24 protein-coding genes and 1 tRNA gene are annotated in these 24333 nt (G+C 62.3%); 18 read left to right on the forward strand and 7 right to left on the reverse strand.

Annotated features, from left to right (window positions below; translation table 11 throughout):
- Positions 1 to 74 precede the first annotated feature (74 nt).
- The 5 genes from PQT43_RS29425 to PQT43_RS29445 form a co-directional block, all read right to left on the reverse strand.
- Positions 75 to 1037 (reverse strand): virulence RhuM family protein, encoded by a 963-nt coding sequence (locus tag PQT43_RS29425; protein WP_442962481.1) that lies wholly within the window; start codon positions 1035 to 1037, stop codon positions 75 to 77.
- Positions 1038 to 1080: 43 nt separating this feature from the next.
- Positions 1081 to 1644, reverse strand: coding sequence for a hypothetical protein (locus PQT43_RS29430; protein WP_272755398.1), 564 nt, complete (start codon positions 1642 to 1644; stop codon positions 1081 to 1083).
- A gap of 15 nt (positions 1645 to 1659) precedes the next feature.
- Positions 1660 to 2301, reverse strand: a complete 642-nt coding sequence (locus tag PQT43_RS29435) for a restriction endonuclease subunit S (RefSeq protein ID WP_272755400.1) — start codon at positions 2299 to 2301, stop codon at positions 1660 to 1662.
- Positions 2291 to 2647: an N-6 DNA methylase gene (locus PQT43_RS29440; RefSeq protein WP_272755401.1), complete on the reverse strand. Its 357-nt coding sequence runs from the start codon at positions 2645 to 2647 to the stop codon at positions 2291 to 2293. The genes PQT43_RS29435 and PQT43_RS29440 overlap by 11 nt, the downstream gene beginning before the upstream one ends.
- A gap of 244 nt (positions 2648 to 2891) precedes the next feature.
- Positions 2892 to 2968, reverse strand: a tRNA-Arg gene (locus tag PQT43_RS29445).
- Between the two features lie 188 nt (positions 2969 to 3156).
- Between PQT43_RS29445 and PQT43_RS29450 the strand changes: the two genes are divergently transcribed.
- The 9 genes from PQT43_RS29450 to PQT43_RS29490 all read left to right on the forward strand — a co-directional run bounded on the left by PQT43_RS29450 (position 3157) and on the right by PQT43_RS29490 (position 10860).
- The gene (locus PQT43_RS29450) at positions 3157 to 3699 is read left to right on the forward strand and encodes an RNA polymerase sigma factor (RefSeq protein WP_181430787.1); all 543 of its coding nucleotides are present in this window, start codon (positions 3157 to 3159) and stop codon (positions 3697 to 3699) included.
- Positions 3700 to 3818: 119 nt separating this feature from the next.
- On the forward strand, positions 3819 to 4046 hold the full coding sequence (locus PQT43_RS29455; protein ID WP_011058560.1) for a RebB family R body protein: 228 nt from the start codon (positions 3819 to 3821) through the stop codon (positions 4044 to 4046).
- A gap of 24 nt (positions 4047 to 4070) precedes the next feature.
- Complete coding sequence (locus PQT43_RS29460) at positions 4071 to 4733, forward strand: hypothetical protein (protein WP_102882694.1); 663 nt, start codon at positions 4071 to 4073, stop codon at positions 4731 to 4733.
- Between the two features lie 169 nt (positions 4734 to 4902).
- Positions 4903 to 5430, forward strand: a complete 528-nt coding sequence (locus tag PQT43_RS29465; protein WP_272755402.1) for a hypothetical protein — start codon at positions 4903 to 4905, stop codon at positions 5428 to 5430.
- A 112-nt stretch (positions 5431 to 5542) separates the two neighbouring features.
- On the forward strand, positions 5543 to 5857 hold the full coding sequence (locus tag PQT43_RS29470) for a RebB family R body protein (RefSeq protein ID WP_011058563.1): 315 nt from the start codon (positions 5543 to 5545) through the stop codon (positions 5855 to 5857).
- 55 nt (positions 5858 to 5912) lie between these two features.
- Positions 5913 to 6227: a RebB family R body protein gene (locus PQT43_RS29475; RefSeq protein ID WP_102862578.1), complete on the forward strand. Its 315-nt coding sequence runs from the start codon at positions 5913 to 5915 to the stop codon at positions 6225 to 6227.
- A 378-nt stretch (positions 6228 to 6605) separates the two neighbouring features.
- Positions 6606 to 8048 (forward strand): NADP-dependent succinate-semialdehyde dehydrogenase, encoded by a 1443-nt coding sequence (gabD, locus tag PQT43_RS29480; protein WP_102882696.1) that lies wholly within the window; start codon positions 6606 to 6608, stop codon positions 8046 to 8048.
- Between the two features lie 177 nt (positions 8049 to 8225).
- On the forward strand, positions 8226 to 9503 hold the full coding sequence (gene gabT, locus PQT43_RS29485; protein ID WP_102862579.1) for a 4-aminobutyrate--2-oxoglutarate transaminase: 1278 nt from the start codon (positions 8226 to 8228) through the stop codon (positions 9501 to 9503).
- A 142-nt stretch (positions 9504 to 9645) separates the two neighbouring features.
- Positions 9646 to 10860: a response regulator gene (locus PQT43_RS29490; protein ID WP_110595271.1), complete on the forward strand. Its 1215-nt coding sequence runs from the start codon at positions 9646 to 9648 to the stop codon at positions 10858 to 10860.
- 105 nt (positions 10861 to 10965) lie between these two features.
- Here the strand turns inward: PQT43_RS29490 and PQT43_RS29495 are convergent, their stop codons facing one another.
- Both PQT43_RS29495 and desA read right to left on the reverse strand, forming a co-directional pair.
- Positions 10966 to 11958 carry a GGDEF domain-containing protein gene (locus PQT43_RS29495; protein ID WP_102882698.1) on the reverse strand — a complete coding sequence of 331 codons (993 nt, stop codon included), beginning with the start codon at positions 11956 to 11958 and terminating at the stop codon, positions 10966 to 10968.
- A gap of 187 nt (positions 11959 to 12145) precedes the next feature.
- Positions 12146 to 13330 (reverse strand): delta-9 fatty acid desaturase DesA, encoded by a 1185-nt coding sequence (gene desA, locus PQT43_RS29500; RefSeq protein ID WP_102862582.1) that lies wholly within the window; start codon positions 13328 to 13330, stop codon positions 12146 to 12148.
- 146 nt (positions 13331 to 13476) lie between these two features.
- On the opposite strand from desA, the gene dibA reads away from it, so the two are divergent.
- The 9 genes from dibA to PQT43_RS29545 all read left to right on the forward strand — a co-directional run bounded on the left by dibA (position 13477) and on the right by PQT43_RS29545 (position 24295).
- Positions 13477 to 15396 (forward strand): phosphodiesterase DibA, encoded by a 1920-nt coding sequence (gene dibA, locus PQT43_RS29505; RefSeq protein WP_102862583.1) that lies wholly within the window; start codon positions 13477 to 13479, stop codon positions 15394 to 15396.
- A gap of 274 nt (positions 15397 to 15670) precedes the next feature.
- Complete coding sequence (oscA, locus tag PQT43_RS29510; RefSeq protein ID WP_022643503.1) at positions 15671 to 15853, forward strand: sulfur starvation response protein OscA; 183 nt, start codon at positions 15671 to 15673, stop codon at positions 15851 to 15853.
- 172 nt (positions 15854 to 16025) lie between these two features.
- Complete coding sequence (locus tag PQT43_RS29515; protein WP_102882699.1) at positions 16026 to 17036, forward strand: sulfate ABC transporter substrate-binding protein; 1011 nt, start codon at positions 16026 to 16028, stop codon at positions 17034 to 17036.
- 149 nt (positions 17037 to 17185) lie between these two features.
- Positions 17186 to 18004, forward strand: coding sequence for a sulfate ABC transporter permease subunit CysT (cysT, locus tag PQT43_RS29520; RefSeq protein WP_102862585.1), 819 nt, complete (start codon positions 17186 to 17188; stop codon positions 18002 to 18004).
- Between the two features lie 13 nt (positions 18005 to 18017).
- Positions 18018 to 18887 (forward strand): sulfate ABC transporter permease subunit CysW, encoded by an 870-nt coding sequence (gene cysW, locus PQT43_RS29525; RefSeq protein ID WP_016968484.1) that lies wholly within the window; start codon positions 18018 to 18020, stop codon positions 18885 to 18887.
- Positions 18888 to 18890: 3 nt separating this feature from the next.
- Positions 18891 to 19880 carry a sulfate/molybdate ABC transporter ATP-binding protein gene (locus tag PQT43_RS29530; protein ID WP_102882700.1) on the forward strand — a complete coding sequence of 330 codons (990 nt, stop codon included), beginning with the start codon at positions 18891 to 18893 and terminating at the stop codon, positions 19878 to 19880.
- Between the two features lie 295 nt (positions 19881 to 20175).
- Entirely contained in the window at positions 20176 to 21552 is a 1377-nt protein-coding gene (locus tag PQT43_RS29535; protein WP_102882701.1) for a cytochrome C, read from the forward strand.
- Positions 21549 to 22061, forward strand: coding sequence for a sorbitol dehydrogenase (locus PQT43_RS29540; RefSeq protein ID WP_102882702.1), 513 nt, complete (start codon positions 21549 to 21551; stop codon positions 22059 to 22061). The genes PQT43_RS29535 and PQT43_RS29540 overlap by 4 nt, the downstream gene beginning before the upstream one ends.
- Positions 22058 to 24295, forward strand: coding sequence for a GMC family oxidoreductase (locus PQT43_RS29545; RefSeq protein WP_110651230.1), 2238 nt, complete (start codon positions 22058 to 22060; stop codon positions 24293 to 24295). Before PQT43_RS29540 ends, PQT43_RS29545 begins: the two co-directional genes overlap by 4 nt.
- Positions 24296 to 24333 lie beyond the last annotated feature (38 nt).

Raw genomic sequence — 24333 nt, forward strand, 5'->3', positions numbered from 1 at the left:
GCCGGGTTTACTAACTTACCGGTTCGCCAACCTGCATACAGCTGCCACCCTCTCGTTTGGCGACTCGCGGGCAATCAGCGTTTCTTTTTTTGACTGTTCAGGCGCTTTTCCAAACGCTCCAGCTCTGCCAGTTCTTGAGCATCGGCTGCTAAAGCTTCGGTCTGTCTGCGATGCTGGTCGAACTGCTCGTAACGCTCATGTGCCAACTGCTTCATCTGCTCGTGGCTGATGCTGCCAGCGGTACGCAGCAGCGGTTGCTCGTTGAAGGCCATAAAGCTGTCGATGTACTGCCGCCAGTCCGCGAGCAGCAGGTGTTTACGTTGCTCGGCGCGAAGTTCGGCGAAATCCAGGAACATGCCAACCAGACGGTTAAGCTGATCGAGCTCCTCGGCATTCAGGTAGTTCTTGGCCACCACAACATCAGCCTTGCGCACCCGGTCGCCCTTGAAGCTGAGCAGATTCATATTCGGTGCTCCAGCATCGGCGCGGCGTACGATCAGCTCGGCTGCGGTGAAGCCAGTAACGGCGAAGAACAGCTTGTTCTGCACTTCGGCAAACAAGCGGGCGGTGTCCTGCTCATTGGCCCGGTAATCTTCGGCCAAGGTGAAGAGGTCACGCACCTTTTGGTAGAAGCGCTTCTCCGAGGCTCGTATGTCACGGATGCGCTTGAGCAGTTCATCGAAGTAGTCCCAGCGGGGCTCCTTCAATCGGGCGTCGTCCATCACGAAGCCCTTCTGCAGGTACTCACCCAGGGTGCGGGTGGCCCATTGACGAAACTGGGTGCCACGCGTTGAGCGCACCCGGTAACCCACGGCGATAATCATCGGCAGGGCATAGAGGTGGGTCAGGTAATCCTTGCCGTCGGCGGCAGTAGTAAACTTCTGGTTTACAACTGCCCCTTCAGCCAGCTCCCCATCAGCGATGATGGCTTGGATATGCTTGCCGATATTCTGCTTGCTGGTCTGGTACAACTCGGCCATTTCCAGTTGCGTCAGCCAGACTTGGCCCTCTATCTCGCGCAGGGTGAGCTGCGCCAAGCCGTCTTCTGTGCTGTAGAGAATCAGGTCGCCACTTGCCATATCACCCATTCGCCTCCGCAATGGTGCGGTCTGCTATCACCTTGTCGATCATCGCCTTTATGGCGCGGTCGATAGCTGAACCATCGGTGTAGTCGGCGGTGGTGGCTAGATTGGTGCGTCCTTCCTCGACTAGCTTGAGTGCCTTGTTGCGGGCGCCGCGTTTGTCCTTGCCGTAAACGGCAATTGAATGACCGCCCTGGTTCTTGACCAGGCGCATGGAGGGGATGTCGGTCTCGCCATCGCCGATAAACACCATATTGCTGAACGGTACAGGCCGCTCGGCGGGCTCGACGAATGCGTTGATCACCGAGTTATCGTGCACATCCAGGCTGCCCTTGTTGATGCGGAACAGATACTGGGTCTTGGTGGTGTAGTTCACCGCCAGGGCTGGCCAGTGCGCGATATCGTCCGCCTGCTGCTCCTGGGCCATCGCCTTGGCCTCGCGCCAAAAATCGGCAGGCTTGATGCCCAGTGCTGGAACAAAGTCATATTCCTGCATATTGCCGGGGGACAGAGTACCGTCGAAGTCATAGGCGATTACAAAGGGGACGTGCTTTTTGGCCATTTGGCTACCTCCGGCTTATCTATCTTTACGCGGCGCTTGCCGGTGAGCAGTTGTTGTATCAGGACTTTTTTCTCTTGTTTCAGGCAGGTAATTTTGGCTTGCAGGGTTCGGATTTCGAGATCGGCAGTGCAGTTGATTATTTTCCAGCAGTTGTTGGGTGGCATTGATCGCTTGATCCCAAGTGGAGAGGATTTGGGCAATTGTCTTCTGCTCACGTAACGGGGGAAGATTGACCACCTGCTCAGTTACATCTGCTTTCTGTACATGTACCAAGGTCGACTTAAAGCCATGGGCTTGGTTTTCAAATTTCTCTGTAACGGTTCGAAGCTCTTCATACAGCCAAGCTGCATTGACCTCCGTCTTTAGCGAGACCTTGAAAATGTGCTGATTGAGAACGCCTTGCGGGCCAGTCCAATGCTTTGCGCCGAATGAAACACCCTCAGTGCCTGCCCAAGCAAACAGGATGTCACCTGAATTGACCAAGCACCGAGGATTGGGTTGCCCAGAAAAATAAGTGAACTCTGTCGAGCCGTTCGGATTTTGAATGCTAATGATGGGCAGGCCTTTATCAGACCACTCCGATGATTTTAAGCAATGACCATTAATGAAGTTGCATAGCTCACCAACAGTTGTGCGCTTCCAACCTTCAGGCACCATAACCAAGCTCCTTTAAGTACCCGTCCATCTGTACTTCCAGCTTAGCTAGTTGCTCCTTGAGCAACTGGCGCTCGGCGCGTACCGTCAGCAGATCGATTTCTGCTTCGGTCTCGAAGGTATCCAAATAGCTCGGAATATTCAGGTTGTAATTGTTATCGCGAATTTCCTGCAGGCTGGCGCGGTAGCTGTACCTGTCCGAGTTAATACGATGGCGGTAGAACGGCTCGATCAGCCCTAGCAAGCCACTCCAGGGCACGACCTGATTCATCTCGGAGAGGAAGTGTTCACGGCGTGTCTGCTTGCGCTTACCGGCGTATTCGAAGTCGGAAAAGCTCATCTGGCTCATGCTCAGCTCGGATCAGGTTGTCAGGCGTATTTCAGCACATCTGCGGACTTGATCGGAGAGTCCTTAAAACCCTTAAAAAGCAAGGTCTTATTGAGCTAAAGGGCAAGCTTTGGCAAATCTCTAAAGGCTGATATTCAGACATTTGGCGGCTGCCTGGTGCATACGGCGTTGGATACCGTTGAGGTCTACATGACAGAAACAAAAAAGCCCCAGGCCATCAGACCTGGGGCTTTCTCGTTGAAGCTGGTGCACCCGGCGGGATTCGAACCCACGACCCCTGCCTTCGGAGGGCAGTACTCTATCCAGCTGAGCTACGGATGCAGTGCGGGCGACATCATACCTATGTCGACTCGAAGCGTCCACGCCGGCTTGCATCCCTTTTCCACCGCCCGGCGCAATCCCCGGAAACCCGGGCCGTAGTGGCAGTTTTTCCCGCTGCATCGGCCGTTCGGCCCAGCGCAACCTGCAGCCATATCCGTGCAGTCACGGGGCACAGGGAGGTGCGGGAGATGAACTGTTTGATGCAAGAGGGCCTGTCGACAGCGTTGGCGGATCATCTGTTCGAGGCCAGCTGGAAGGCGGTGCTGCCCGGGTTGCAGCGCCGCGCCCGGCAATTGGCGCGGGGTAACGCCGATGGCGCCCAGGAGTGGCTGGCGGCCACGGCGATCAAGGCGCTGCTGTTCTTTCGCCGTTCGCCGGAGCGGATTCGCGATCCCCAGGGTTTTCTGTTCCTGGTGCTCGATCATGTGTTTGTCGACAGCTGTCGGCGGCGGGCGCGGGAACAGCGTCTGTTCGTGGATTTCGCCGATTTCGAGGACGACCCGCTGCAGCAGCTGGAGGCGCCGCAGATGTCGGTGCTGGAGCAGGTGGAACTGCTGGAAACCCTGGCCCTGCTCAGTCGGCGGGTGGCGCAATTGCCCTTTAAAAAACGCCGCTTGTTTGAACTGAAGTTTGTCGACGATCTGCCCTACCCGAACATCGCCGCCGAGCTGGGAATGAACCAGCCCCTGGCGCGCAAGCATGTGCAATTGTTGCGCGAGGCCCTGCGTTGAGGGCGTGGCAGGATTCACAGCGGGTGCGCCGGGACGTTCTTGTTCAGTGAGCCTGTTTTCGACGCTGTAGCCGGTGCCGCCGCCTTCTGCGGTGGGCCATTCCATCTAAGGAGAGATGTATGCCCGATCCAATGGTCAACTCGCAGATCACCGATGCCGTGACCCAGACCAACGTCAAGGTGGTGGCCGAAGCCCCGGCCCAGGCCATCGCCTCGTTGTATCAGGTGGCCAGCCACTCGGCGGGCCTGTCGTTGCAGAACGCGGTCAACAGCCAGCAGGCGCTGAACCAGATCTCTAACGCGGTGGTGTCCAAGGCCGTGGCGTTGATCATGGCGATCGGCGAATAGGGCTGATCGCCCGGGAGAATCGTCATGGCATGGTTCAAGAAGAAAACCCCACCCGCGGCCGCGGCCGATGACACCGCGAGCGCGGCGGCCGGCCCCAGTCCGGGTGCGGAAACGGCCGAGCCTCAGGCGGCGCCCAGCGAGCCCACGTCGACCGGCACCGATGCGGCGGCCGAGTCTGCGCCATCACCGCCGTCCGCCGCCGCGCGGCCTTCGGTGATGGAGACGATGAACGCCCATTTGCTCAAGCAGGCCGGCAGCCCCAGCACCGACAGCACTGATGCGCTCAACAGCCAGATCGTCCAGGCGGTGCAGTTCACCAATGCCCAGACTTTCAGCTATGCCCCGGCGCAGATCGCTGCCGCACCGGACATGATGATCAGCCAGGCCGCCGGCCTGGTGGCGCAGTCGGCGGCGGGGTATTTCGACGGGGTCAGCAAGCTGGCCCTGGCGGCCCAGGCGGTGCTGCTCAAGCAGATGACCGAGAACATCGTCAAAGAGAACGTCAAGGGCGCCGCCGAGGATGCCCTGGGCGTGCTGGCCACCGACCTGATGGTCGGCGCGGCCGCTGCCGTGGCGGCTGCGGCGGGTGCGATGGAAGCGGAGGCGGCAGGCATGGCCATCGACAAGATCGACGCCAGCATCGCCAAGTACAGCGCCACTCTGGCCAATCGATCGTCGTCTTCCTGAGCCCGACCCTCGGGCGCGCAAGGCGCCCGGGGCCGTCGTGCCAGAGGCGCCGGCGTTCGCCGGCCGCTCTGTTCACCCCAGGCGTTGAAGTTCGACGGACCCGGTGCCCAGCCCTTCAACGCCATTCATCAACAAGGAGCATGCAATGGCGAATGAAGAGCAAACCCCGATGGCGACGATACTTCTCTTTGCCGAGAAGTATCTGAATCGTCCATTGACCCAGGTCGAGCGCCAGGTGCTGGAGGCGTTTGTCCAGGACAAGCCGCTGGACATGTCCAAGTCCGCGCAACAGAGCATTGATCAGGCGCGGCAGCGGGCCGTCGAGTTGATAGAGGCCGATGAGCAGCGCACGCGCAAGATCATCGAGCAGTTGTCGGGTGTCGGCGTCGATAGGGCCGATCCCCAGGCGCGCGAACTGGTGCTGCGTCAACTGCAGGCGGTGGCCGAGAGTCAGGCCGCGGCCGCCACTGCTGCGCCGACTGCCGTATCGGAACCGGCAGCAGCACCAAGTTCGGACAAGGCCGCGGCCGCCACACCCACTCCCGCCCTGGCCCCTGCCGACGATCCAGCCCTCAAGGCGATGATCAGCGCCCTGGTGCAGCAGGAGGTGAAAGTCGCCGTCGAGGCGCGCATGGCCGAGTTGTCGCAGAAGGTCGAGGACACCCTCAAGCAGGTGCTCGCTGCTGCCGGGCAATAGGCCCCCCCTGAAATAAGCCGACGGTCCCAGGCCTGGCGGTTCACAGCAAAACGGCTGCCACGTTCACTCAAAGACACGGAATGCTCCGTGTACTAACAAAGGAAGTTGAGCCATGCCACTTGTAAACGAACAAATCACCGATGCCGTCACCCAGACCAACGTCAAAGTCGTCGCCGAAGCGCCGGCCATGGCGATGGGCACCATCTACCAATCCATGGCCCAGGCCACTGCGATCCTGTTCCAGAACTCGGTCTCGGCGCAGCAGCAGCAGAACACCCTGGCCCAGGCAGCCACCAACCAGGGCGTGATGCAGATCTACAGCGTCGACACCACCGCCGGCGCCGCCGCCACCGAGAAGGTTGCCCAGGGCGGGGTCTCCGACAACCTCACCAGCCTGCTGACAGTACTCAAGTCCTTCCAGAGCTGAGTGGCTGAGCGCCTGATTTCCCGTTGAACTTTCCTGCTGAAAAAATGGAGTTTTTATGAGCACAGTCAGTCCGCAAATCACCGATGCCGTGACCCAGACCAACGTCAAGGTCGTTGCCGAAGCACCGGCCATGGCGATGGGCACCGTCTACCAGTCCATGGGCCAGTCCGTGGCCATCCTGTTCCAGAACTCGGTGTCGGCCCAGCAGCAGCAAAACACCCTGGCCCAGGCGGCCACCAACCAGGGCGTGATGCAGATCTACAGCGTCGACACCACCGCCGGCGCCGCAGCCACCGAGAAAGTCGCCCAGGGCGGCGTGGCCGACAACCTCACCAGCCTGTTGACGGTGCTCAAGTCGTTCAGTAGCTGATCTTTTCCCTGGCGTCACGCCAACGCCCCCGCGGTCTGCAGGCCCCGGGGGCGTTGTCTTTTCGGCGGTGGCGAGTGACGTTGATCTGAAATTTTTAACCTAAAGGACGTTTACGTTCTTTTTTTCGAACAGCCTATTGTCCTTTACCCCTGTTGACCCTAGGATTCGTTTGAGATTTCAAACGCTCTTGCCTGGGTGCCCAAGCGCACGTCTATCCTTGTGTGCGACATTTTCGTGCTTTTACCCAGTGAACGATTTTCCTGACGGCAGCTTTGTCCAGGGCTTGCAGACGCGCCAGCGCGGTCCATGCCTGACAGGGCGCCTTTTTTACAATCACAATTCGCCCCGCGTATGCGCGGTGCTGTTAAGGAAGCCGACATGCAGCTCAAAGACGCCCAGTTGTTCCGCCAACAAGCCTTCATCGATGGAGCTTGGGTCGACGCGGACAACGGCCAGACGATCAAGGTCAACAACCCCGCGACCGGTGAAATCCTCGGCACCGTACCCAAGATGGGCGCCGCCGAAACCCGCCGCGCCATCGAAGCCGCCGACAAGGCCCTGCCGGCCTGGCGTGCCCTGACCGCCAAGGAGCGCGCCACCAAGCTGCGCCGCTGGTATGAACTGCTGATCGAAAACCAGGACGACCTGGGTCGCCTGATGACCCTGGAGCAGGGCAAGCCGCTGGCCGAAGCCAAGGGCGAAATCGCTTACGCCGCCTCCTTCATCGAGTGGTTCGCCGAAGAAGCCAAGCGCATCTACGGTGACGTGATCCCTGGCCACCAGCCGGACAAGCGCCTGATCGTGATCAAGCAGCCGATCGGCGTGACCGCAGCCATCACCCCGTGGAACTTCCCGGCCGCGATGATCACCCGTAAAGCCGGCCCGGCCCTGGCCGCCGGTTGCACCATGGTCATCAAGCCCGCTTCGCAAACCCCGTTCTCGGCCCTGGCCCTGGTGGAACTGGCGCACCGCGCCGGGATTCCAAAAGGCGTGCTCAGCGTGGTTACCGGCAGTGCCGGCGACATCGGCGGCGAGCTGACCAGCAACCCGATCGTGCGCAAGCTGTCGTTCACCGGCTCCACCGAAATCGGTCGCCAGCTGATGGCCGAATGCGCCAAGGACATCAAGAAAGTCTCCCTGGAACTGGGCGGCAACGCGCCGTTCATCGTGTTCGACGACGCCGACCTGGATAAGGCCGTCGAAGGCGCGATCATCTCCAAATACCGCAACAACGGTCAGACCTGCGTCTGCGCCAACCGCCTGTACATCCAGGATTCGGTCTACGACGCCTTCGCCGAGAAGCTGAAAGTCGCGGTGGCCAAGCTGAAGATCGGCAACGGTCTGGAAGAAGGCACCACCACCGGCCCGCTGATCGACGAAAAGGCCGTGGCCAAGGTCCAGGAACACATCGCCGACGCCCTGAAAAAAGGCGCGACCCTGCTGGCCGGTGGCAAGTCCATGGAAGGCAACTTCTTCGAGCCGACCATCCTGGTCAACGTGCCGAAAGACGCGGCCGTGGCCAAGGAAGAAACCTTCGGCCCGCTGGCGCCGCTGTTCCGCTTCAAAGACGAAGCCGAAGTCATCGCCATGTCCAACGACACCGAGTTCGGCCTGGCGTCGTACTTCTATGCCCGCGACCTGGGGCGTGTGTTCCGTGTCGCCGAGGCCCTGGAATACGGCATGGTCGGGGTCAACACCGGCCTGATCTCCAACGAAGTGGCGCCGTTCGGCGGCATCAAGGCTTCGGGCCTGGGCCGTGAAGGCTCCAAGTACGGAATCGAGGATTACCTGGAAATCAAATACCTCTGCCTGGGTATCTGATCCGGTTTCAAGCGCCGGGGGCACGAGAGCGCTGTCCCCTGGCGCCGCTTTAAAAACGCACGTTTTCAAGGTGGCCCGGGACCGCTCCGGCAGTCGATCATCGCATGCTGTCGCAGGCGCTTCCCCGCCCCGCAACCCTTGAATCACACCGCTGTAGCAGCGGTGAATGAGGACACTATGAGCAAGACCAACGCATCCTTGATGAAACGCCGTGAAGCCGCTGTACCACGCGGTGTTGGCCAGATTCACCCGATCTTCGCCGACAGCGCGAAGAACGCCACCGTCACCGACGTTGAAGGCCGCGAGTTCATCGACTTCGCCGGCGGTATCGCGGTACTGAACACCGGTCACGTGCACCCGAAAATCATCGCCGCAGTGACCGAGCAACTGAACAAGCTGACCCACACGTGCTTCCAGGTTCTGGCCTACGAGCCTTACGTGGAACTGTGCGAGAAAATCAACGCCAAGGTTCCGGGTGACTTCGCCAAGAAAACCCTGCTGGTGACCACCGGTTCCGAAGCCGTGGAAAACGCCGTGAAGATCGCCCGTGCCGCCACTGGCCGTGCCGGCGTGATCGCCTTCACCGGCGCCTACCATGGCCGCACCATGATGACCCTGGGCCTGACCGGTAAAGTCGTGCCTTACTCGGCCGGCATGGGCCTGATGCCAGGCGGTATCTTCCGTGCGCTGTACCCCAACGAACTGCATGGCGTGAGCATCGACGACTCCATCGCCAGCATCGAGCGCATCTTCAAGAACGACGCCGAGCCACGTGATATCGCTGCCATCATCATCGAACCGGTGCAGGGCGAAGGCGGTTTCTACGTCGCGCCTAAAGAGTTCATGAAGCGCCTGCGCGCCCTGTGCGACCAGCACGGCATCCTGCTGATCGCCGACGAAGTGCAGACCGGCGCTGGCCGTACCGGCACCTTCTTCGCCATGGAACAGATGGGCGTTGCCGCCGACCTGACCACCTTCGCCAAATCCATCGCTGGCGGCTTCCCGCTGGCCGGTGTCTGCGGCAAGGCCGAATACATGGACGCCATCGCTCCAGGCGGCCTGGGCGGCACCTACGCCGGTAGCCCGATCGCCTGTGCCGCCGCTCTGGCGGTGATGGAAGTGTTCGAAGAAGAGCACCTGCTCGATCGCTGCAAGGCGGTGGGCGAGCGTCTGGTGACCGGCCTCAAGGCCATCCAGGCCAAGTACCCGGTGATCGGCGAAGTGCGCGCCCTGGGCGCGATGATCGCAGTGGAACTGTTCGAGAACGGCGACAGCCACAAGCCGAACGCCGCTGCTGTGGCTCAGGTCGTGGCCAAGGCTCGCGACAAGGGGCTGATCCTGCTGTCCTGCGGCACCTACGGCAACGTGTTGCGGGTTCTGGTTCCGCTGACCTCGCCGGACGAGCAACTGGATAAAGGCCTGGCCATCATCGAAGAGTGTTTCGCTGAACTCTGAGTGGTTGCTGCTGTGACCTGATCGACAAAAAAACCCGCTTCGGCGGGTTTTTTTCATCCCCAGGCGGTCCATAGGGGATTTGCGCTGTATGGAAGCCCGTGCATTGACTAAGGTGCAAAGGATTGCCTAGGGAGCGTGCTGCATGACCGCTGTTGATTTACCCGCTGTACCTCGTGTGCTGATTGCCGAGGCCGATCCCTGGTCCCGCGATTTGCTCAAGCAAGTGCTGCTCAACGTGCGCTGTGACGCGCGTCTGGATCTGTGTGCCGACGGTCAGGAAGCCCTGGAACTGTTGAGCGCCAAACCTTATGACCTGATCATTGCCGACTGGGAGTTGCCGGGCATCGACGGTCTCGCCTTGCTGCGCTCCGTGCGCCAGCGCAAGCGCAACCCGTTGCAGCCTTTCATTCTGCTCAGCGTGCGCAGCGACAGTGCCAGCGTGCGCGAGGCCTTGCCTCTGGCGCCCACGGCCTACCTGACCAAACCCTTGAACATGGAAAGCCTGACCCAGCGCCTGCAGGGGCTGCTGCTGGATGCTGGCCAGGAGGTTGCCTGCGAGGTGCCGACCCTGGCCCCGGGCATGACCCTGTGGACCTTTCTTGAACGCCGTCGCGAGATCGCCGATGGCGCGCCGCTGCTGACCGATGTGCAATTGGCGGTCAAGCGCAGCCTCAACCCCGACGGGCTGGACCTCAAGCTGCTGGAGGAGGAGATCCGCACCGATCCCCAGATCACTGCCGTGCTGATCTGCGCCGCCAACAGTGCCGCGCAACACAACGGTGAAGGCGTACAGACCCTGTCCCAGGCCCTGCACCGGCTGGGTACCGGGCAGAGCATGAACCTGATTCTGGGCCTGGCCCTCAAGCGCAGCGCGCGCCTGAGCGATCCGGCCCTGGCTGACTATGCCGAGCGCTACTGGGAGCTGTCGTTGCACACGGCGGAATATGGTCGGACCCTGGCCCGCCTGCTGGACCTGGATCAGGAGCGTTGCTATTGCGCGGGCCTGTTGCACCGGTTGGGCGACCTGGCATTGCTGCGTTGTCTGCAAGAGTGGAAGCAGGCCGGTGGCGAACTGGATGAGCAGGAAGAAATCGGTGATGCCCTGGAGCGTTTCGGTGCCGCCTATGGTTCGGCGCTGCGCACTCGCTGGCGCATGCCCCTGGAGCTGCGTGAACTGATCGCCTCGATCTACCAGTTGGGCGGAGGGGTCTATTCCCGCGAAGCCCTGGTGATGAACCTGGCGGCGCAACTGGCGCGGCTGACCGAACATGAAGGGGTGGAGGAGGTGGCCCGCAGCAAGACGGCGCGCCTGCTGAAAGTCGGCTTGCCGGAGCTTTCCCGCCTGCGCAAGGGCTGATCCTCTTTAGCCGCCGGCTCGCCGGCGAAGACATTCGCCACCGCGCTGTGGGCCTTTAGGGCCTGTTCGCTGGCAAGCCAGCTCCCACGGATGGGGTGCGCGTGGTTATCCGCTGACGATGCGGTTCTTGCCCTGGCGCTTGGCTTGGTACATCGCCGCATCGGCCCGGGCGAACAGGCTGTCGAGGCTTTCATCTTCGCGGCGCCGGCTGCTCAGGCCCTGGCTGATGGTGATGTTGAAGGTCTGGCCCTGGCAACTGAAGGTCTGCCGCTGAATCTCGCGCTGCAGGCGTTCGGCGACCTGATGGGCCATGTCCGCGCTGCAGCCGGGAAACACCGCCGCGAACTCTTCACCGCCGATGCGCCCGAACAGGTCTCCCCGACGCAGTGCAGCCCGTCCGCTCTCGGCAATGCGCTGCAGAACGATGTCGCCTTCGGGATGGCCGTAGGTGTCGTTGATCACCTTGAAGTCATCGATGTCCAGCAACAGAAAGACCAGGGGTAAACCTTGCCGGCGTGCCTGTTCGAACTCGCGATGGGCACATTCGAAGAAGTGTCGGCGGTTGCTGCTTTGGGTCAGCACGTCGGTGGTGGCCAGGCGTTGCAGCTCGGCTTCCAGCTGCTTCTTTTCGGTGATGTCTTCGGCAATGCCCACCACGATCAGCCGTTGCCCGGGTTCGGTGTTGCGGTTGATGAAGCATTTGTCGCTGAGCCAGCGCACCTGCCCCTGGGCATCGATGATGCGGTACTCGCGATCTTCCACCGCGCCCCTGTCCAGGACCTGGGCCAGGCTGCGCTCGGCGTATTCCAGGTCGTCGGGGTAAATGCTGTCGCGCCACTGGTTGAAGTCCGCCAGCAGCAGGCCTGCCGGGCGACCGAAGATCCGTTCATAGGCCGGGCTGACGTACAGCACCTGGCGGTTGTCCCAATCGAAGGCCCAGAGCACTGCATTGACGCTGACCAGCAGGGCGCTGAACAGCTGCTCGCGCTCGGTCAGGCGGGCGACTTCGCCCTGTGCATGCATCAGGGCCATCAGGGTTTGCGCGGCTTCGGGCCACTGGGGAAGCGAAGATGGAGTGTGTGAATTCTTATTGACCATCGGCACAGATCTCAAAGGGCGTGCCGCGCCAAGTTCGACAGCGGCCACAACCAAGCCCGCCTGGGTGGCGAAGTGTTCAGTGAGATAGGGGATCGGACGCTAAGTTCCCAGCCGTTGCGGCGATACCTGGCGCTCCCGCCGGACGGTCGCAGTCGCCCCTCGCCGGCTTGTGGCGAGGGGCTTTGGCTCAGGCTGCGGTAGGACGCAGGGAGTAGGTTTTCAGCTGATTGGCGAAGTCCCGCAGGGACTGGATACCGCTGGCCTCGGCCTCGTGCACCCAGTCCTTGATCGCCGCCAGCATGTCGTGGCCGTTGGCGCTGGTCTTGACCCAGATCTGCTGCAGGGCCAGGCGCTTTTCGTAGATCACCTTCAACGCCTGGCTGTGTTCCAGCATGGTCTGGATACGCAGGTGGTGGCGGTCTTCCAGCAGGCTGGTTTCCCGGGACAGCAGGCGCTTGGCGCGGTGGAACTGGTGGCGCACCGAGTGATCGACCTTGGCCAGCTCCTGCTTCACCAGCGGGCCGATCACCAGCTTGCGGTACTGGGCCATGATCTGGAACCGGTTGTTGAGGATGGCCATGGCAGTGTCCATGTCCAGGTGGCCCTTGCCTTCGACCCGGTGGGCGATGGGCGCTACGCGCTGGACCTTGGCCAGGCGCAGGAAGCTGAAGACCTTGATCCAGGCCCAGCCCATGTCGAACTCCCACTTCTTCACCGAGAGCTTGGCCGAGTTGGGGTAGGTGTGGTGGTTGTTGTGCAGCTCTTCACCGCCGACGATGATGCCCCAGGGCACCAGGTTGGTGGCGGCGTCGCGGCATTCGAAGTTGCGGTAGCCGACGGCGTGGCCCAGGCCGTTGATCACGCCGGCGGCCCAGAATGGAATCCACATCATCTGGATCGCCCAGATGGTGATGCCGATGGTGCCGAACAGCAGCAGGTCGATGACCGCCATCAGCGCGATACCGCCCAGCTTGTAGCGGCTGTAGAGGTTGCGCTCGATCCAGTCTTCCGGGCAGTTCTTGCCGTAGATGCGCAGGGTTTCCGGGTTCTTGGCCTCCTCGCGATACAGCTCGGCGCCCTTGCGCAGCACCGTGGACAGGCCCTTGATCACCGGGCTGTGAGGGTCGTCGACGGTCTCGCACTTGGCGTGGTGCTTGCGGTGGATGGCGGTCCACTCGCGGGTGTTCTGCGCCGTGGTCAGCCACAGCCAGAAGCGGAAGAAGTGTTTCAGGCCGGCGTTGAGTTCCAGGGAACGGTGCGCGGAATAGCGATGCAGATAGATCGTGACCGCAACGATGGTCACGTGGGTCATCAACAGAGTGACTGCCACCAGTTGCCAGGCGGACAAGCCAAGTAAACCTTCGTACCACATAGGCGATAAGGCCCTCGATAAAGAAAAAAACAGCCCAGGCATTATCACTAAGCCCGCTGAGAAAACCAGTCGCCCTTTCAGATAAGAGTGGCGGCATGTTTCTTCCTCTATAATCCCGAACTTTTCGTGTGGAAATAGACGGACTTATGTCGGTTTCTTATCGCAATGGCTTGCGTGCCGCGCTGCTCTATCTGCTGCTGTCCCTGATCTGGTTGCAGTTCAGTGGTTATTTACTGAGCAGTTTCTTCGATGAATTTGCCGATCAGGCCTACTGGCACGAGGTCAGTGGTTACGCCTGGGCACTGGTCAGCGCGGTGCTGATCTTCTTTGCCCGGGCCCGCCTGTTGCGAGTCATGGGCGCCGACCGCTGGTTGCGCCATCAGCAGAAGGATCGCGAGCGCCTGCGCCAGGCGGCGGCAGTGTTCGACTGCACCCGCGAGGGCGTGCTGGTCAGCGATACCCAGGGCCAGATCGTCCACGTCAATCGCGCCTTCATCGAGATCACCGGCTACCAGCGCGAAGAGGTGCTGGGTCGCCAGCCGAGCCTGTTTAAGTCCGGCCACCATTCGCCGGACTTCTACAAGGCGATGTTCGACTCGCTGCAGAAAACCGGCGAATGGAGCGGCGAAATCTGGAATCGACGCAAGAGCGGCGAGATCTACCCGCAATGGCAGAGCATTCGCGCGATCCGCGATGAGCAGGGCGAGCTCACCCACTATGTCGCGGTGTTCTCCGACATCAGTGCAATCAAGGATTCCGAGCACGAACTGGCCCACCTGGCCCACCACGACCCCTTGACCGACCTGCCCAACCGTCTGCTGTTCACCGATCGTGCCGAACAGGCCCTGGCGTCGGCGCAGATCCACAAGCGCGGCTGCGCCATGCTGATGATCGACCTGGATCATTTCAAGATGATCAACGACAGCCTCGGTCACAACGTCGGCGACCAGTTGCTCAAGGCCGTGGGCGAGCGCCTGGGGGGCATGTTCGGCCCGGGCATGACCCTGGCGCGTCTGGGAGGCGACGAGTTCGCAGTGCTGGCCGAAAGCTGCCCGCAACTGGTGCAGGCCGCGGCCCTGGCGCAGCGCATCATCGACGGCCTCAAGGAGCCCTTCCAGCTGGGTGAGCAGCAGGTGGTGATCAACGCCAGCATCGGCATCAGTCTGTTCCCCAGTGACGCCCTGAGCGCCAGTCAGCTGCTGCGCAACGCCGATGCGGCGCTGTTCAAGGCCAAGAGCGCCGGGCGCAACGGCTATGCCCTGTACACCGAGGAACTCACCGCCCATGCCCAGCAACGGGTGGAGATTGCCTTCGAACTGCGCCGGGCCCTGGAGCAGCAGGAGCTGCGGGTCTACTACCAGCCGGTGCACGATCTCAAGAACAGTCGCCTGATCGGCGTCGAGGCCCTGGTGCGCTGGGAGCATCCGCAACGCGGCCTGGTGTCTCCGGCGGAGTTCATTCCGATTGCCGAACGCACCGGGATGATTGCCGAGATCGACGCCTGGGTCATGCAGCAGGCCTGCCGGCAGATGTGCCAGTGGCAGGCTGAAGGTGTGGTGCTGTCGTTTGTCGCGGTGAACGTATCGACCCGTCTGTTTGCGCGCAGCGAGCTCTATCAGCAGGTGGCCCAGGTGCTGCACGACACCGGCCTGGACCCGGCCTACCTGGAACTGGAAGTCACCGAAAGCGCGGTCATGGACGATCCCGAGGTGGCGCTGGAGCAGATGCACCGTCTGCGTGAACTGGGCATTCGCCTGGCCATCGATGACTTCGGTACCGGCTACTCGTCCTTGCTGCGCCTCAAGCGCCTGCCGGTACAGAAGCTCAAGATCGACCAGGGTTTTGTCGCCGGCCTGCCGTTCGATGAAGACGATGCGGCGATCTCTCGGGTGATCATCGCCCTGGCCCAGAGCATGGGCATGCAGGTTCACGCCGAGGGTATCGAGCAAGCGGAGCAGGCGCGGTTCCTGCTCGAACACGACTGTGACCTGGGCCAGGGCTACTGGTTCGGCCGGCCGGTGCCGGCAGAGCAGCTCGACTGGAGCAATGCCCCCGCCATCCGCTGATACTCCTGTAGCCGCTGCTGAGCCTGCGAAGCTGCGAACGACCGCAACGCGGGCGCAAATGTTGTAGACCGCTGAAGGCCTGACGGCCTTGTCGCAGCCTCGCAGGCTCGGCAGCGGCTACAGGGGGCTAAGCTGCTGTCAGGTCGAATAATTTTTCTGGTTATATAAACATTCTTAAACAGTATTTTTAAGAATATCAGCGCCTATCTACTATTGCTCCCACGCCGCAAGCAGTGCCGCCACTGCCAGGCACCTTTCACTCAGGAGCAGCACCATGAGCGCATCTCTACGTAGCGTTGACGGCCAGGACGAAGCAACCATCTTGCGGGAAATTCAAAGCGCCCTGCGCGACCTGCGCTTTGGCGCGGTGGAAATCACCGTGCACAACGCCCAGGTCGTGCAGATCGAACGCAAGGAAAAATTCCGCCTGCAACAGCCCGGCAACAAACCCAGCTGACTGCAGCGCAGCCGAAGACCGCATCACCCTCTCGTGATCGAGAGGCCCGACTGGACAACCGGAGGGCGTCATCCATGACCCCCAGTCTGAACCCCAGCATTCGCCCACGAATGCGGGCCTGATTCGCCATAAGAAAAATGCCAGCACGTTAAAAAATTTCGGGAGCTCCATCATGTCGTCGATTCGCCGTTATGCCCTGGCCGCCCTCGCCAGCGCCGTTTTTGCCGGTTCCGCCGTTGCCAAGGATTACGAGCTGCTCAACGTGTCCTACGACCCGACCCGCGAGCTGTACCAGGACTACAACGCCGAGTTCACAAACTTTTGGAAGCAATCGCATCCCGGCGACAACGTGAAGATCCAGCAATCCCATGGTGGTTCCGGCAAACAGGGGCGGGCGGTGATCGACGGCCTGCGCGCCGACGTGGTGACCCTGGCCCTGGCCGGTGACATCGACGAAATCGCCAAGCTCGGCAAGACCCTGCCGGCGGACTGGCAGAAACGCCTGCCCGACGCCAGCACCCCCTACACCTCGACCATCGTGTTCCTGGTGCGCAAGGGCAACCCCAAAGGCATCAAGGACTGGGGCGACCTGATCAAGAAAGACGTCTCGGTGATCACCCCGAACCCGAAAACCTCCGGCGGTGCGCGGTGGAACTTCCTTGCCGCCTGGGCCTATGGCCTGAAAACCGGCGGCAGCGAAGCCAAGGCTCAGGAATACGTCAAAGAGCTGTTCAAGCACGTGCCGGTGCTGGACACCGGCGCTCGCGGCTCGACCATCACCTTCGTCAACAACGGTCAGGGCGACGTGTTGCTGGCCTGGGAAAACGAGGCCTTCCTGGCCCTCAAGGAAGACGGCGGCGCCGACAAGTTCGACATCGTCGTGCCTTCGCTGTCGATCCTCGCCGAGCCACCCGTGGCGGTGGTGGACAAGAACGCCGAGAAGAAAGGCAACACCGAGATCGCCGAGGCGTACCTCAAGCACCTGTACAGCCCGGCCGGCCAGGAAATTGCCGCGAAGAACTTCTACCGCCCGCGGGACAAGGATGTCGCCGCCAAATATGCCCAGCAGTTCCCCAAACTGGACCTGGTGACTATCGACAAGGACTTCGGCGGCTGGAAGACTGCCCAACCGAAATTCTTCAACGACGGTGGTGTGTTCGACCAGATCTACACGGCCCAGTAAACCTGTTGTAGGAGCTGGCTTGCCAGCGAAGGCGCCCTCAAGGGCCACACCAGGCTGCAGGCCCCTTCGCCGGCAAGCCGGCTCCTACCAGGTAGAGCCCGCATTCAGTTGCGGGCTTTGCGTATCCGTTCCGTTAACCAAGGACTTTTATGTCGCGTCGTATCTCCCCCGTCATACCCGGCTTCGGGCTGACGCTGGGCTACACCTTGGTGTACCTCAGCCTGATTGTGCTCATCCCCCTGGCGGCGATGTTCGTGCATGCCGCGCAACTCACCTGGGAACAGTTCTGGGCGATTATTTCGGCGCCAAGGGTGCTCGCCGCGCTCAAGCTGAGCTTCGGTACCGCGCTGTATGCGGCCATGATCAACGGCGTCATCGGCACCCTGCTGGCCTGGGTCCTGGTGCGCTACAGCTTCCCCGGGCGCAAGGTCATCGATGCCATGATCGACCTGCCGTTTGCCTTGCCCACTGCCGTGGCCGGCATTGCCCTGACCGCGCTCTACGCGCCCACCGGCCTGGTGGGACAGTTCGCCACCGACCTGGGCTTCAAGATTGCCTACACGCCCCTGGGCATCACCCTGGCGCTGACCTTCGTCACCCTGCCATTCGTGGTGCGCACGGTGCAGCCGGTGCTGGCGGACATTCCCCGTGAAGTGGAAGAGGCCGCCGCCTGCCTGGGCGCCAAACCCTGGCAGGTGTTCCGCCATATCCTGGTGCCGGCCTTGCTGCCGGCCTGGCTCACCGGCTTTGCCCTGGCCTTCGCCCGGGGCGTTGGCGAGTACGGCTCGGTGATCTTCATCGCCGGCAACATGCCGATGAAGACCGAAATCCTGCCCCTGCTGATCATGGTCAAGCTCGACCAGTACGATTACACCGGCGCCACTTCCATCGGCGTGCTGATGCTGGTGGTTTCCTTCATCCTGTTGCTGCTGATCAACCTGCTGCAGCGGCGCATCGAACGTCCATAAGGAGGCGCGACTCATGTCTCAATCGTCTATCGCCGCCTCGTCGGCCAACGCCGCCCGCCGTGGCAGCGCCACCTCACGGCGGGTGCTGATTGGCCTCGGCTGGCTGATCTTTGCCCTGTTTTTGCTGCTGCCGTTGTTCATCGTGGTGTCCCAGGGCCTGAAGCTGGGCATCGGTGCGTTCTTTGAAGCGATCTTCGAGCCCGATGCCTTGTCGGCGCTGAAACTCACGGTGATCGCGGTGCTGATCTCGGTGCCCCTGAACCTGGTGTTCGGGGTCAGCGCCGCCTGGTGCGTGAGCAAGTACTCGTTCCGTGGCAAGAGCATCCTGGTGACCCTGATCGACCTGCCGTTCTCGGTGTCGCCGGTGATCGCCGGCCTGGTCTATGTGCTGATGTTCGGCGCCCAGGGCCTGTTCGGCCCGTGGCTTTCGGATCACGACATCCAGATCGTCTTCGCCTTGCCCGGCATCGTCCTGGCCACCATCTTCGTCACCGTGCCCTTCGTCGCCCGGGAACTGATCCCGCTGATGCAGGAGCAGGGCACCCAGGAAGAGGAAGCCGCCAGGTTGCTGGGGGCCAATGGCTGGCAGATGTTCTGGCACGTCACCGTGCCCAATATCAAATGGGGCCTGATCTACGGCGTGGTGCTCTGTACCGCCCGAGCCATGGGCGAATTCGGCGCGGTGTCGGTGGTGTCCGGGCACATTCGCGGGGTCACCAACACCCTGCCGCTGCACGTGGAAATCCTCTACAACGAGTACAACCACGTGGCCGCCTTTGCCGTCGCCAGCCTGCTGCTGATCCTTGCGTTGTTCATCCTGCTGCTCAAGCAGTGGAGCGAATCCCGAATCAACCGCCTGCGCGCCAGCGCCGCGGAGGAATAAGTCATGTCGATCGAAGTCCGTAATGTCAGCAAGAACTTCAACGCCTTCAAGGCCCTGAACAGCATCAACCTGGATATCCACAGCGGCGAGCTGGTGGCTCTGCTGGGCCCGTCCGGCTGCGGCAAGACCACCCTGCTGCGCATCATCGCCGGCCTGGAAACGCCGGATGACGGCAGCATCGTGTTCCACGGCGAGGACGTTTCCGGCCACGACGTGCGCGATCGCAACGTCGGTTTCGTGTTCCAGCACTACGCCCTGTTCCGCCACATGAGCGTGTTCGACAACGTCGCCTTCGGCCTGCGCATGAAGCCCAAGAACCAGCGCCCCAGCGAGAGCAAGATCGCCGAGAAGGTCCATGAGCTGCTGAACATGGTGCAACTGGACTGGCTCGCCGACCGTTACCCGGAGCAACTGTCCGGCGGCCAGCGCCAGCGTATCGCCCTGGCCCGCGCCCTTGCGGTGGAGCCCAAGGTGCTGCTGCTGGACGAACCCTTCGGCGCCCTCGATGCCAAGGTACGCAAGGAGCTGCGGCGCTGGCTGGCGCGGCTGCACGAAGACATCAACCTGACTTCGGTGTTCGTTACCCACGACCAGGAAGAAGCCATGGAAGTGGCGGACCGCATCGTGGTGATGAACAAGGGTGTGATCGAACAGATCGGCTCCCCGGGGGACGTCTACGAGAACCCGGCCAGCGACTTCGTCTATCACTTCCTGGGTGACTCCAACCGCCTGCACCTGGGGGAGGACAACCACGTGCTGTTCCGTCCCCACGAAGTGTCGCTGTCGCGTTCGGAACTGGAAGACCATCACGCCGCCGAAGTGCGCGACATCCGTCCCCTGGGCGCTACCACCCGGGTCACCCTCAAGGTCGAAGGCCAGAGCGAGCTGATCGAGGCCGAAGTGGTGAAGGACCACGACAGCCTGATCGGCCTGGCCCGTGGCGAGACGCTGTTCTTCAAGCCCAAGGTCTGGCAGAAACACTCCAGCCTCTGACCCCACCGACATCACGCCCGCTGTAGGAGCTGGCTTGCCAGCGAAAGCGTCCTCCAGGTTTGCACCTGGCTCGAAGGCCCTTCGCCGGCAAGCCGGCTCCTACGCAGAGGATGTCGCGTATCGACGGTGGGTGATGGCGTTCGCTATTGCTGCTAGCTCGATTCGATCTATGGCCCGTGCCCTGGGCGCAAGTTTCCTTATCTACGCTGGAAACTGTGCCAGGAGGGCGCAATTGAAGAGTCCTTGAAGGACCAGCGTTCTGTCTCCTGGCCAGCCTGATGCCAAGGAGACAAGCATGAAAAAGGAAGTCCATCGGCCCGGTCCGAGGTTCGGTTGTGCACTCTGCGGTGCACTGCTCAGCCCTCTGGCCCTGGCGCTCGCGCCCCCAGACCTGTCCTCGCGCATACCCTACGACGTTGCAGTGACCGCCCCCCCGGAACCGACCCTGGAAAGCCTGCAGCGCGATTTTGACGTGCTGTCCTGGCAGACCTTCATCGCCCTCAACTGGCCAGCCCAGGCCGACGGCAGTCCCGGCGTTGGGCCCATCGGCAAGGAGGACGGTCCCACCGTCTGGGAAGGCTGGAAAGAGAGCTATCAGATCTTCCGGGCCAAGGGTGAGAAGCCTTTGGCCTGGGAGGCTCCGGCGATTCTTCCCAAACCCTGTGAGGGGCTCAAATCCGGGCGCCTGCTGCAACAGATGGGCAAGGTCGCGGGTGTGCTCGACGAGTTCATCCAGCCGTTCCAGAGCGGCCCGCTGGTGGACCAGAGCGGCACCTACACCCGTAACGAAATCGTGGTCAACCGGCCGATGTTCAACGATATCGTCGACAAGGGCCTGTATAGCGTCCAGGGCCAGCAGGCGTATTTCGCCGCCAGCCCGAACAACCGCGTGGCCTTCAGTTGCAGCTCCAATCCCCATCAGAAACTCGGCGCAATCATGGTCAAGGCCTCGTGGAAGGTGCTGGACGGCAACGACCAGCGCAGCCGCTTCCATACGGTGGACGCCCTGGTCTATACCCCCGGCAACAGCGATCCGACCCATGGGCCCATCGTGGAAGAGTCGTGCAAGGCCGAGGCGGTGGGCCTGGTGGGCCTGCACATCGTGCACAAGACCGCACTGGCGCCGCAGTGGGTCTGGTCGACCTTCGAACACGTGGACAACGTGCCGGAAAAAACCACCCCTCCGGAGCAGCGCAAAGGTCCGTACCTGTTCTACAACGCCGCCAGCCCGGCCAAGGTCAACGAGCCGCCGCCCCGGCCCTGGAACCCGGCGGTCAAGGCCACGCCGTCGCAGATCGTCCGCGAGATTCCGCTGACCGAGGCCGCCAAGGCACTGAACAGCACCTACCAGGCGCTGCTGCGCACGGCCAACCCGCAGAGTGTCTGGGCCAACTACCAGATGATCGACACCCAATGGCCCGCCGATCCGGCCCCTGACTGCGAGACGCCGTCGCCGACCAATCCCCTGGGCAGCCCGGCCCCGACCTTCCTCGCCAACGCCACCCTGGAAACCTATATCCAGGGCACGGTGCCCCAGGCGTCCTCCAGTTGCATGGATTGCCACAACAACGCGACCACCCGGGTCACCCAGAACCCCCGCACCACCTTCGCCGACTTCACCTATCTGTTGGAGCGTGCCCAATCCACTGGCGCCGCAGGGAGCAAACCATGAGCACCGAGCGTGAGAACTTTGTCGGCCTGTCCTCGGCGTTGCTGGGGATCGGCAAGGCCTTGCTGGCGCCGTCGATCGACCCCATCGACCTGCCCAGCCAGTTTCTGGCCTATATCCGCCCGAAGCTGACCGAGGCCCAACTCAATGACCTGCTGAGCCAGTACGCCAGCCTGGTGGCTGACCAGCAGAGCCCGGAACAGATCGCCCGGGCGCTGCTGATGAGCAACGGCAAGCCGGCGGCCACACCTGCGGCCAAGGCCTGTCGTTCGATCATGAAAATGTGGCTGCTAGGGGTCTGGTACCAGCCTTATGACGCCAGCAGCTTCAAGGCCGGGCAGCAGTGGGTCGTGTCCGACCTGGCGTACCAGCAAAGCTGGGCCTGGAAGGCCGCCCAGGCCCATCCCATGGGCTACAGCCAGTTTCATTTCGGCTACTGGAACGAGACGCCGCCGAGCCTGGAGGCCTTTACCGGTGTGCCCGCCAAGGGGCAGCAAGGAGCTTCGTCATGAGCACTGAACAAGCGGATGTGGTGATAGTCGGCGCCGGCCTGGCCGGTAGCATCATCGCCTATCAACTGGGGCTGGCCGGGGTCAAGGTGCTGGTGCTGGAGTCCGGGCCGAGCATTCCGGCCAATCGCACGCAATACATGGAGCGCTTCTATAACGCCACCCTGAAGACTCCCGAGTCGCCGTACCCGCCGGCCAGCAACCTGCAGCCGCAGCTGTACCCCGAGCTGCAGCCGGACCAGCAGAACGCGCCGCGCCCAACCATTGCCGACCTGATCAACGGCTGGCAGAACCCGCAGACCAGCTACCTGGTGCAGAAAGGCCCGCTGGCCTTCACCAGCACCTATGAGCGGGTGGGCGGCGGCACCACCTGGCACTGGGTCGCCACCTGCCTGCGCATGCTGCCCAATGACTTTCGCCTCAAGTCGCTGTACGGCGTCGGGGTCGACTGGCCCATCGGCTACCAGGATCTGCAAAGCGCCTACTGCCGCGCCGAGGCGGAGATCGGCGTGGCGGCGGATGTGGGTGACCAGGACTACCTGGGCATGACCTTTCCCGAGGATTATCAATTCCCCATGCACAGCATTCCGCTGTCCCTGGTGGACGAGCGTTTCATCAAGGCGCTCAAGGGCCATTCGTTTGCCGGCATGCCACTGTTCGTGAGCCCGACGCCGGCCGGGCGCAACTCCGAGCCTTATGCCGGGCGCCGGGTCTGTGCGGGCAATACCAACTGCACGCCGATCTGCCCGATCCAGGCCAAGTACGACGCCACGGTGACCCTGAACAAGGCCTTGGAGACCGGCAATGTCCGGGTGCTGTACAAGAGCGTGGCGAGCAAGGTCCGGGTCGATGGCAAGTCCAGCATCAGCGGCATCGAGTTCATCCAGTACCAGTTGGGGGACGGCCCGCCCACCGCCAATGGCGTGGCCCTGGGGCAGCACTATGTGATCGCCGCCCACGCCATCGAGACCCCCAAGCTGTTGCTCAACTCAGCCTGTCCCGAGGCACCCAATGGCGTGGCCAACAGCAGTCTCCAGGTCGGGCGCAGCCTGTCGGACCACCCGATCTACCTGGCCTGGGGGCTGATGCCGCCAGGGCAGACGGTGTTCCCTTATCGTGGGCCGGTGTCCACGGCGGGCATCGAGAGCCTGCGCGATGGGGCCTTTCGCAGCCACCGGGCGGCCTGGCGCATCGAGATCGGCAATGAGGGCCTGAACTGGCCGATCGGCGATCCCTACACCACGGTGTGCGACCTGATCGACGGCCAGAACAACAGCCACACCAACCCGTTGCCCGGAGACAAGCATGATCCCCAGGCGTTGTTTGGAGCGGACCTGATCCGTGCCCTCAACGACCGCCTGATCCGCCAGTTCCGAATTGCCTTCCTGGTGGAACAGGTGGAGAAGGATCCGGACCACGCCGACTGCTACATAGTCCCTTCTACCGAGTACAAGGACCGCCTGGGCATCCCCCGTCCGGAGATTCACTACAACCTGTCGGACTACACCAAGGAGGGCTTCAAACAGGCCCGGCAGGCCGCCACCTACATCATCACCGAGCTGCTGGGGGCCACCGAACTCACGGACCTCAAGCCGGACCCCAAGACCAACCCCGGGTTCTTCGTCTACGACGGCGAGCCCTACAGCTTCCAGGGCGCCGGGCACCTGATGGGGACTTACCGCATGGGGGACAACCCCAGGGACTCGGTGGTGGACAAGCATCAGCGCAGTTGGGATCACCGCAATCTGTTCCTGGTGGGAGACGGGGTGTTTCCCAGCAGCGGCACGTCCAATCCGAGCCTGACCATTGCCGCGTTGTCGTTCCAGGCCGCCGATGTGCTCGCCAACGAGCTCAAGGCCAGCACCGTGACGGTCCAGGCCAATCAGCCCTGGCAAGGCACCGGGGTGCAACTCAATGGGATCAGTGCGCAATTGGTGCGCTACGTCAGCGGGCGCTGGTCTGCCAGTCCGGCGGGGGGCATGGTGGACGGCCGGGGCAATCCGGTCTACATCGCCAAGTCCGGCTATACCTTGCCGGGGGCCAGCGAGGGGGCGCTGATCGGCCGCGTCGGGAGCGCTGGCACGCCCTTTCTGATCGGCGATCTGGCGCAGATACCGGCGGGCCAGCAAGGAGAGTTGCAGCTGTGCATCAATGACGACCTGGACGGGCGTTACGGTGTCGGCCTGAAGGACAACCAGGGCGCACTGACGGTGCGAGTGGAGTTTGGCGGCTTGTGACCCATCCTGGCCGGGCGTGCAGTCGGCACGCCCGGCCG

Source organism: Pseudomonas sp. BLCC-B112 (assembly GCF_028550695.1).
Lineage (GTDB): Bacteria > Pseudomonadota > Gammaproteobacteria > Pseudomonadales > Pseudomonadaceae > Aquipseudomonas > Aquipseudomonas danubii.

Coding starts and splice junctions, on each gene's coding strand:
- PQT43_RS29440 (WP_272755401.1), bottom strand. CDS start 2,647: ATGAGCCAGATGAGCTTTTCCGACTTCGAATACGCCGGTAAGCGCAAG.
- PQT43_RS29530 (WP_102882700.1), top strand. CDS start 18,891: ATGTCGATCGAAGTCCGTAATGTCAGCAAGAACTTCAACGCCTTCAAG.
- desA (WP_102862582.1), bottom strand. CDS start 13,330: ATGTGGTACGAAGGTTTACTTGGCTTGTCCGCCTGGCAACTGGTGGCA.
- PQT43_RS29535 (WP_102882701.1), top strand. CDS start 20,176: ATGAAAAAGGAAGTCCATCGGCCCGGTCCGAGGTTCGGTTGTGCACTC.
- gabT (WP_102862579.1), top strand. CDS start 8,226: ATGAGCAAGACCAACGCATCCTTGATGAAACGCCGTGAAGCCGCTGTA.
- PQT43_RS29495 (WP_102882698.1), bottom strand. CDS start 11,958: ATGGTCAATAAGAATTCACACACTCCATCTTCGCTTCCCCAGTGGCCC.
- PQT43_RS29470 (WP_011058563.1), top strand. CDS start 5,543: ATGCCACTTGTAAACGAACAAATCACCGATGCCGTCACCCAGACCAAC.
- PQT43_RS29460 (WP_102882694.1), top strand. CDS start 4,071: ATGGCATGGTTCAAGAAGAAAACCCCACCCGCGGCCGCGGCCGATGAC.
- cysW (WP_016968484.1), top strand. CDS start 18,018: ATGTCTCAATCGTCTATCGCCGCCTCGTCGGCCAACGCCGCCCGCCGT.
- PQT43_RS29455 (WP_011058560.1), top strand. CDS start 3,819: ATGCCCGATCCAATGGTCAACTCGCAGATCACCGATGCCGTGACCCAG.
- cysT (WP_102862585.1), top strand. CDS start 17,186: ATGTCGCGTCGTATCTCCCCCGTCATACCCGGCTTCGGGCTGACGCTG.
- PQT43_RS29465 (WP_272755402.1), top strand. CDS start 4,903: ATGGCGACGATACTTCTCTTTGCCGAGAAGTATCTGAATCGTCCATTG.
- dibA (WP_102862583.1), top strand. CDS start 13,477: ATGTCGGTTTCTTATCGCAATGGCTTGCGTGCCGCGCTGCTCTATCTG.
- oscA (WP_022643503.1), top strand. CDS start 15,671: ATGAGCGCATCTCTACGTAGCGTTGACGGCCAGGACGAAGCAACCATC.
- PQT43_RS29545 (WP_110651230.1), top strand. CDS start 22,058: ATGAGCACTGAACAAGCGGATGTGGTGATAGTCGGCGCCGGCCTGGCC.
- PQT43_RS29435 (WP_272755400.1), bottom strand. CDS start 2,301: ATGGTGCCTGAAGGTTGGAAGCGCACAACTGTTGGTGAGCTATGCAAC.
- PQT43_RS29450 (WP_181430787.1), top strand. CDS start 3,157: ATGAACTGTTTGATGCAAGAGGGCCTGTCGACAGCGTTGGCGGATCAT.
- PQT43_RS29475 (WP_102862578.1), top strand. CDS start 5,913: ATGAGCACAGTCAGTCCGCAAATCACCGATGCCGTGACCCAGACCAAC.
- gabD (WP_102882696.1), top strand. CDS start 6,606: ATGCAGCTCAAAGACGCCCAGTTGTTCCGCCAACAAGCCTTCATCGAT.
- PQT43_RS29490 (WP_110595271.1), top strand. CDS start 9,646: ATGACCGCTGTTGATTTACCCGCTGTACCTCGTGTGCTGATTGCCGAG.
- PQT43_RS29515 (WP_102882699.1), top strand. CDS start 16,026: ATGTCGTCGATTCGCCGTTATGCCCTGGCCGCCCTCGCCAGCGCCGTT.
- PQT43_RS29540 (WP_102882702.1), top strand. CDS start 21,549: ATGAGCACCGAGCGTGAGAACTTTGTCGGCCTGTCCTCGGCGTTGCTG.
- PQT43_RS29430 (WP_272755398.1), bottom strand. CDS start 1,644: ATGGCCAAAAAGCACGTCCCCTTTGTAATCGCCTATGACTTCGACGGT.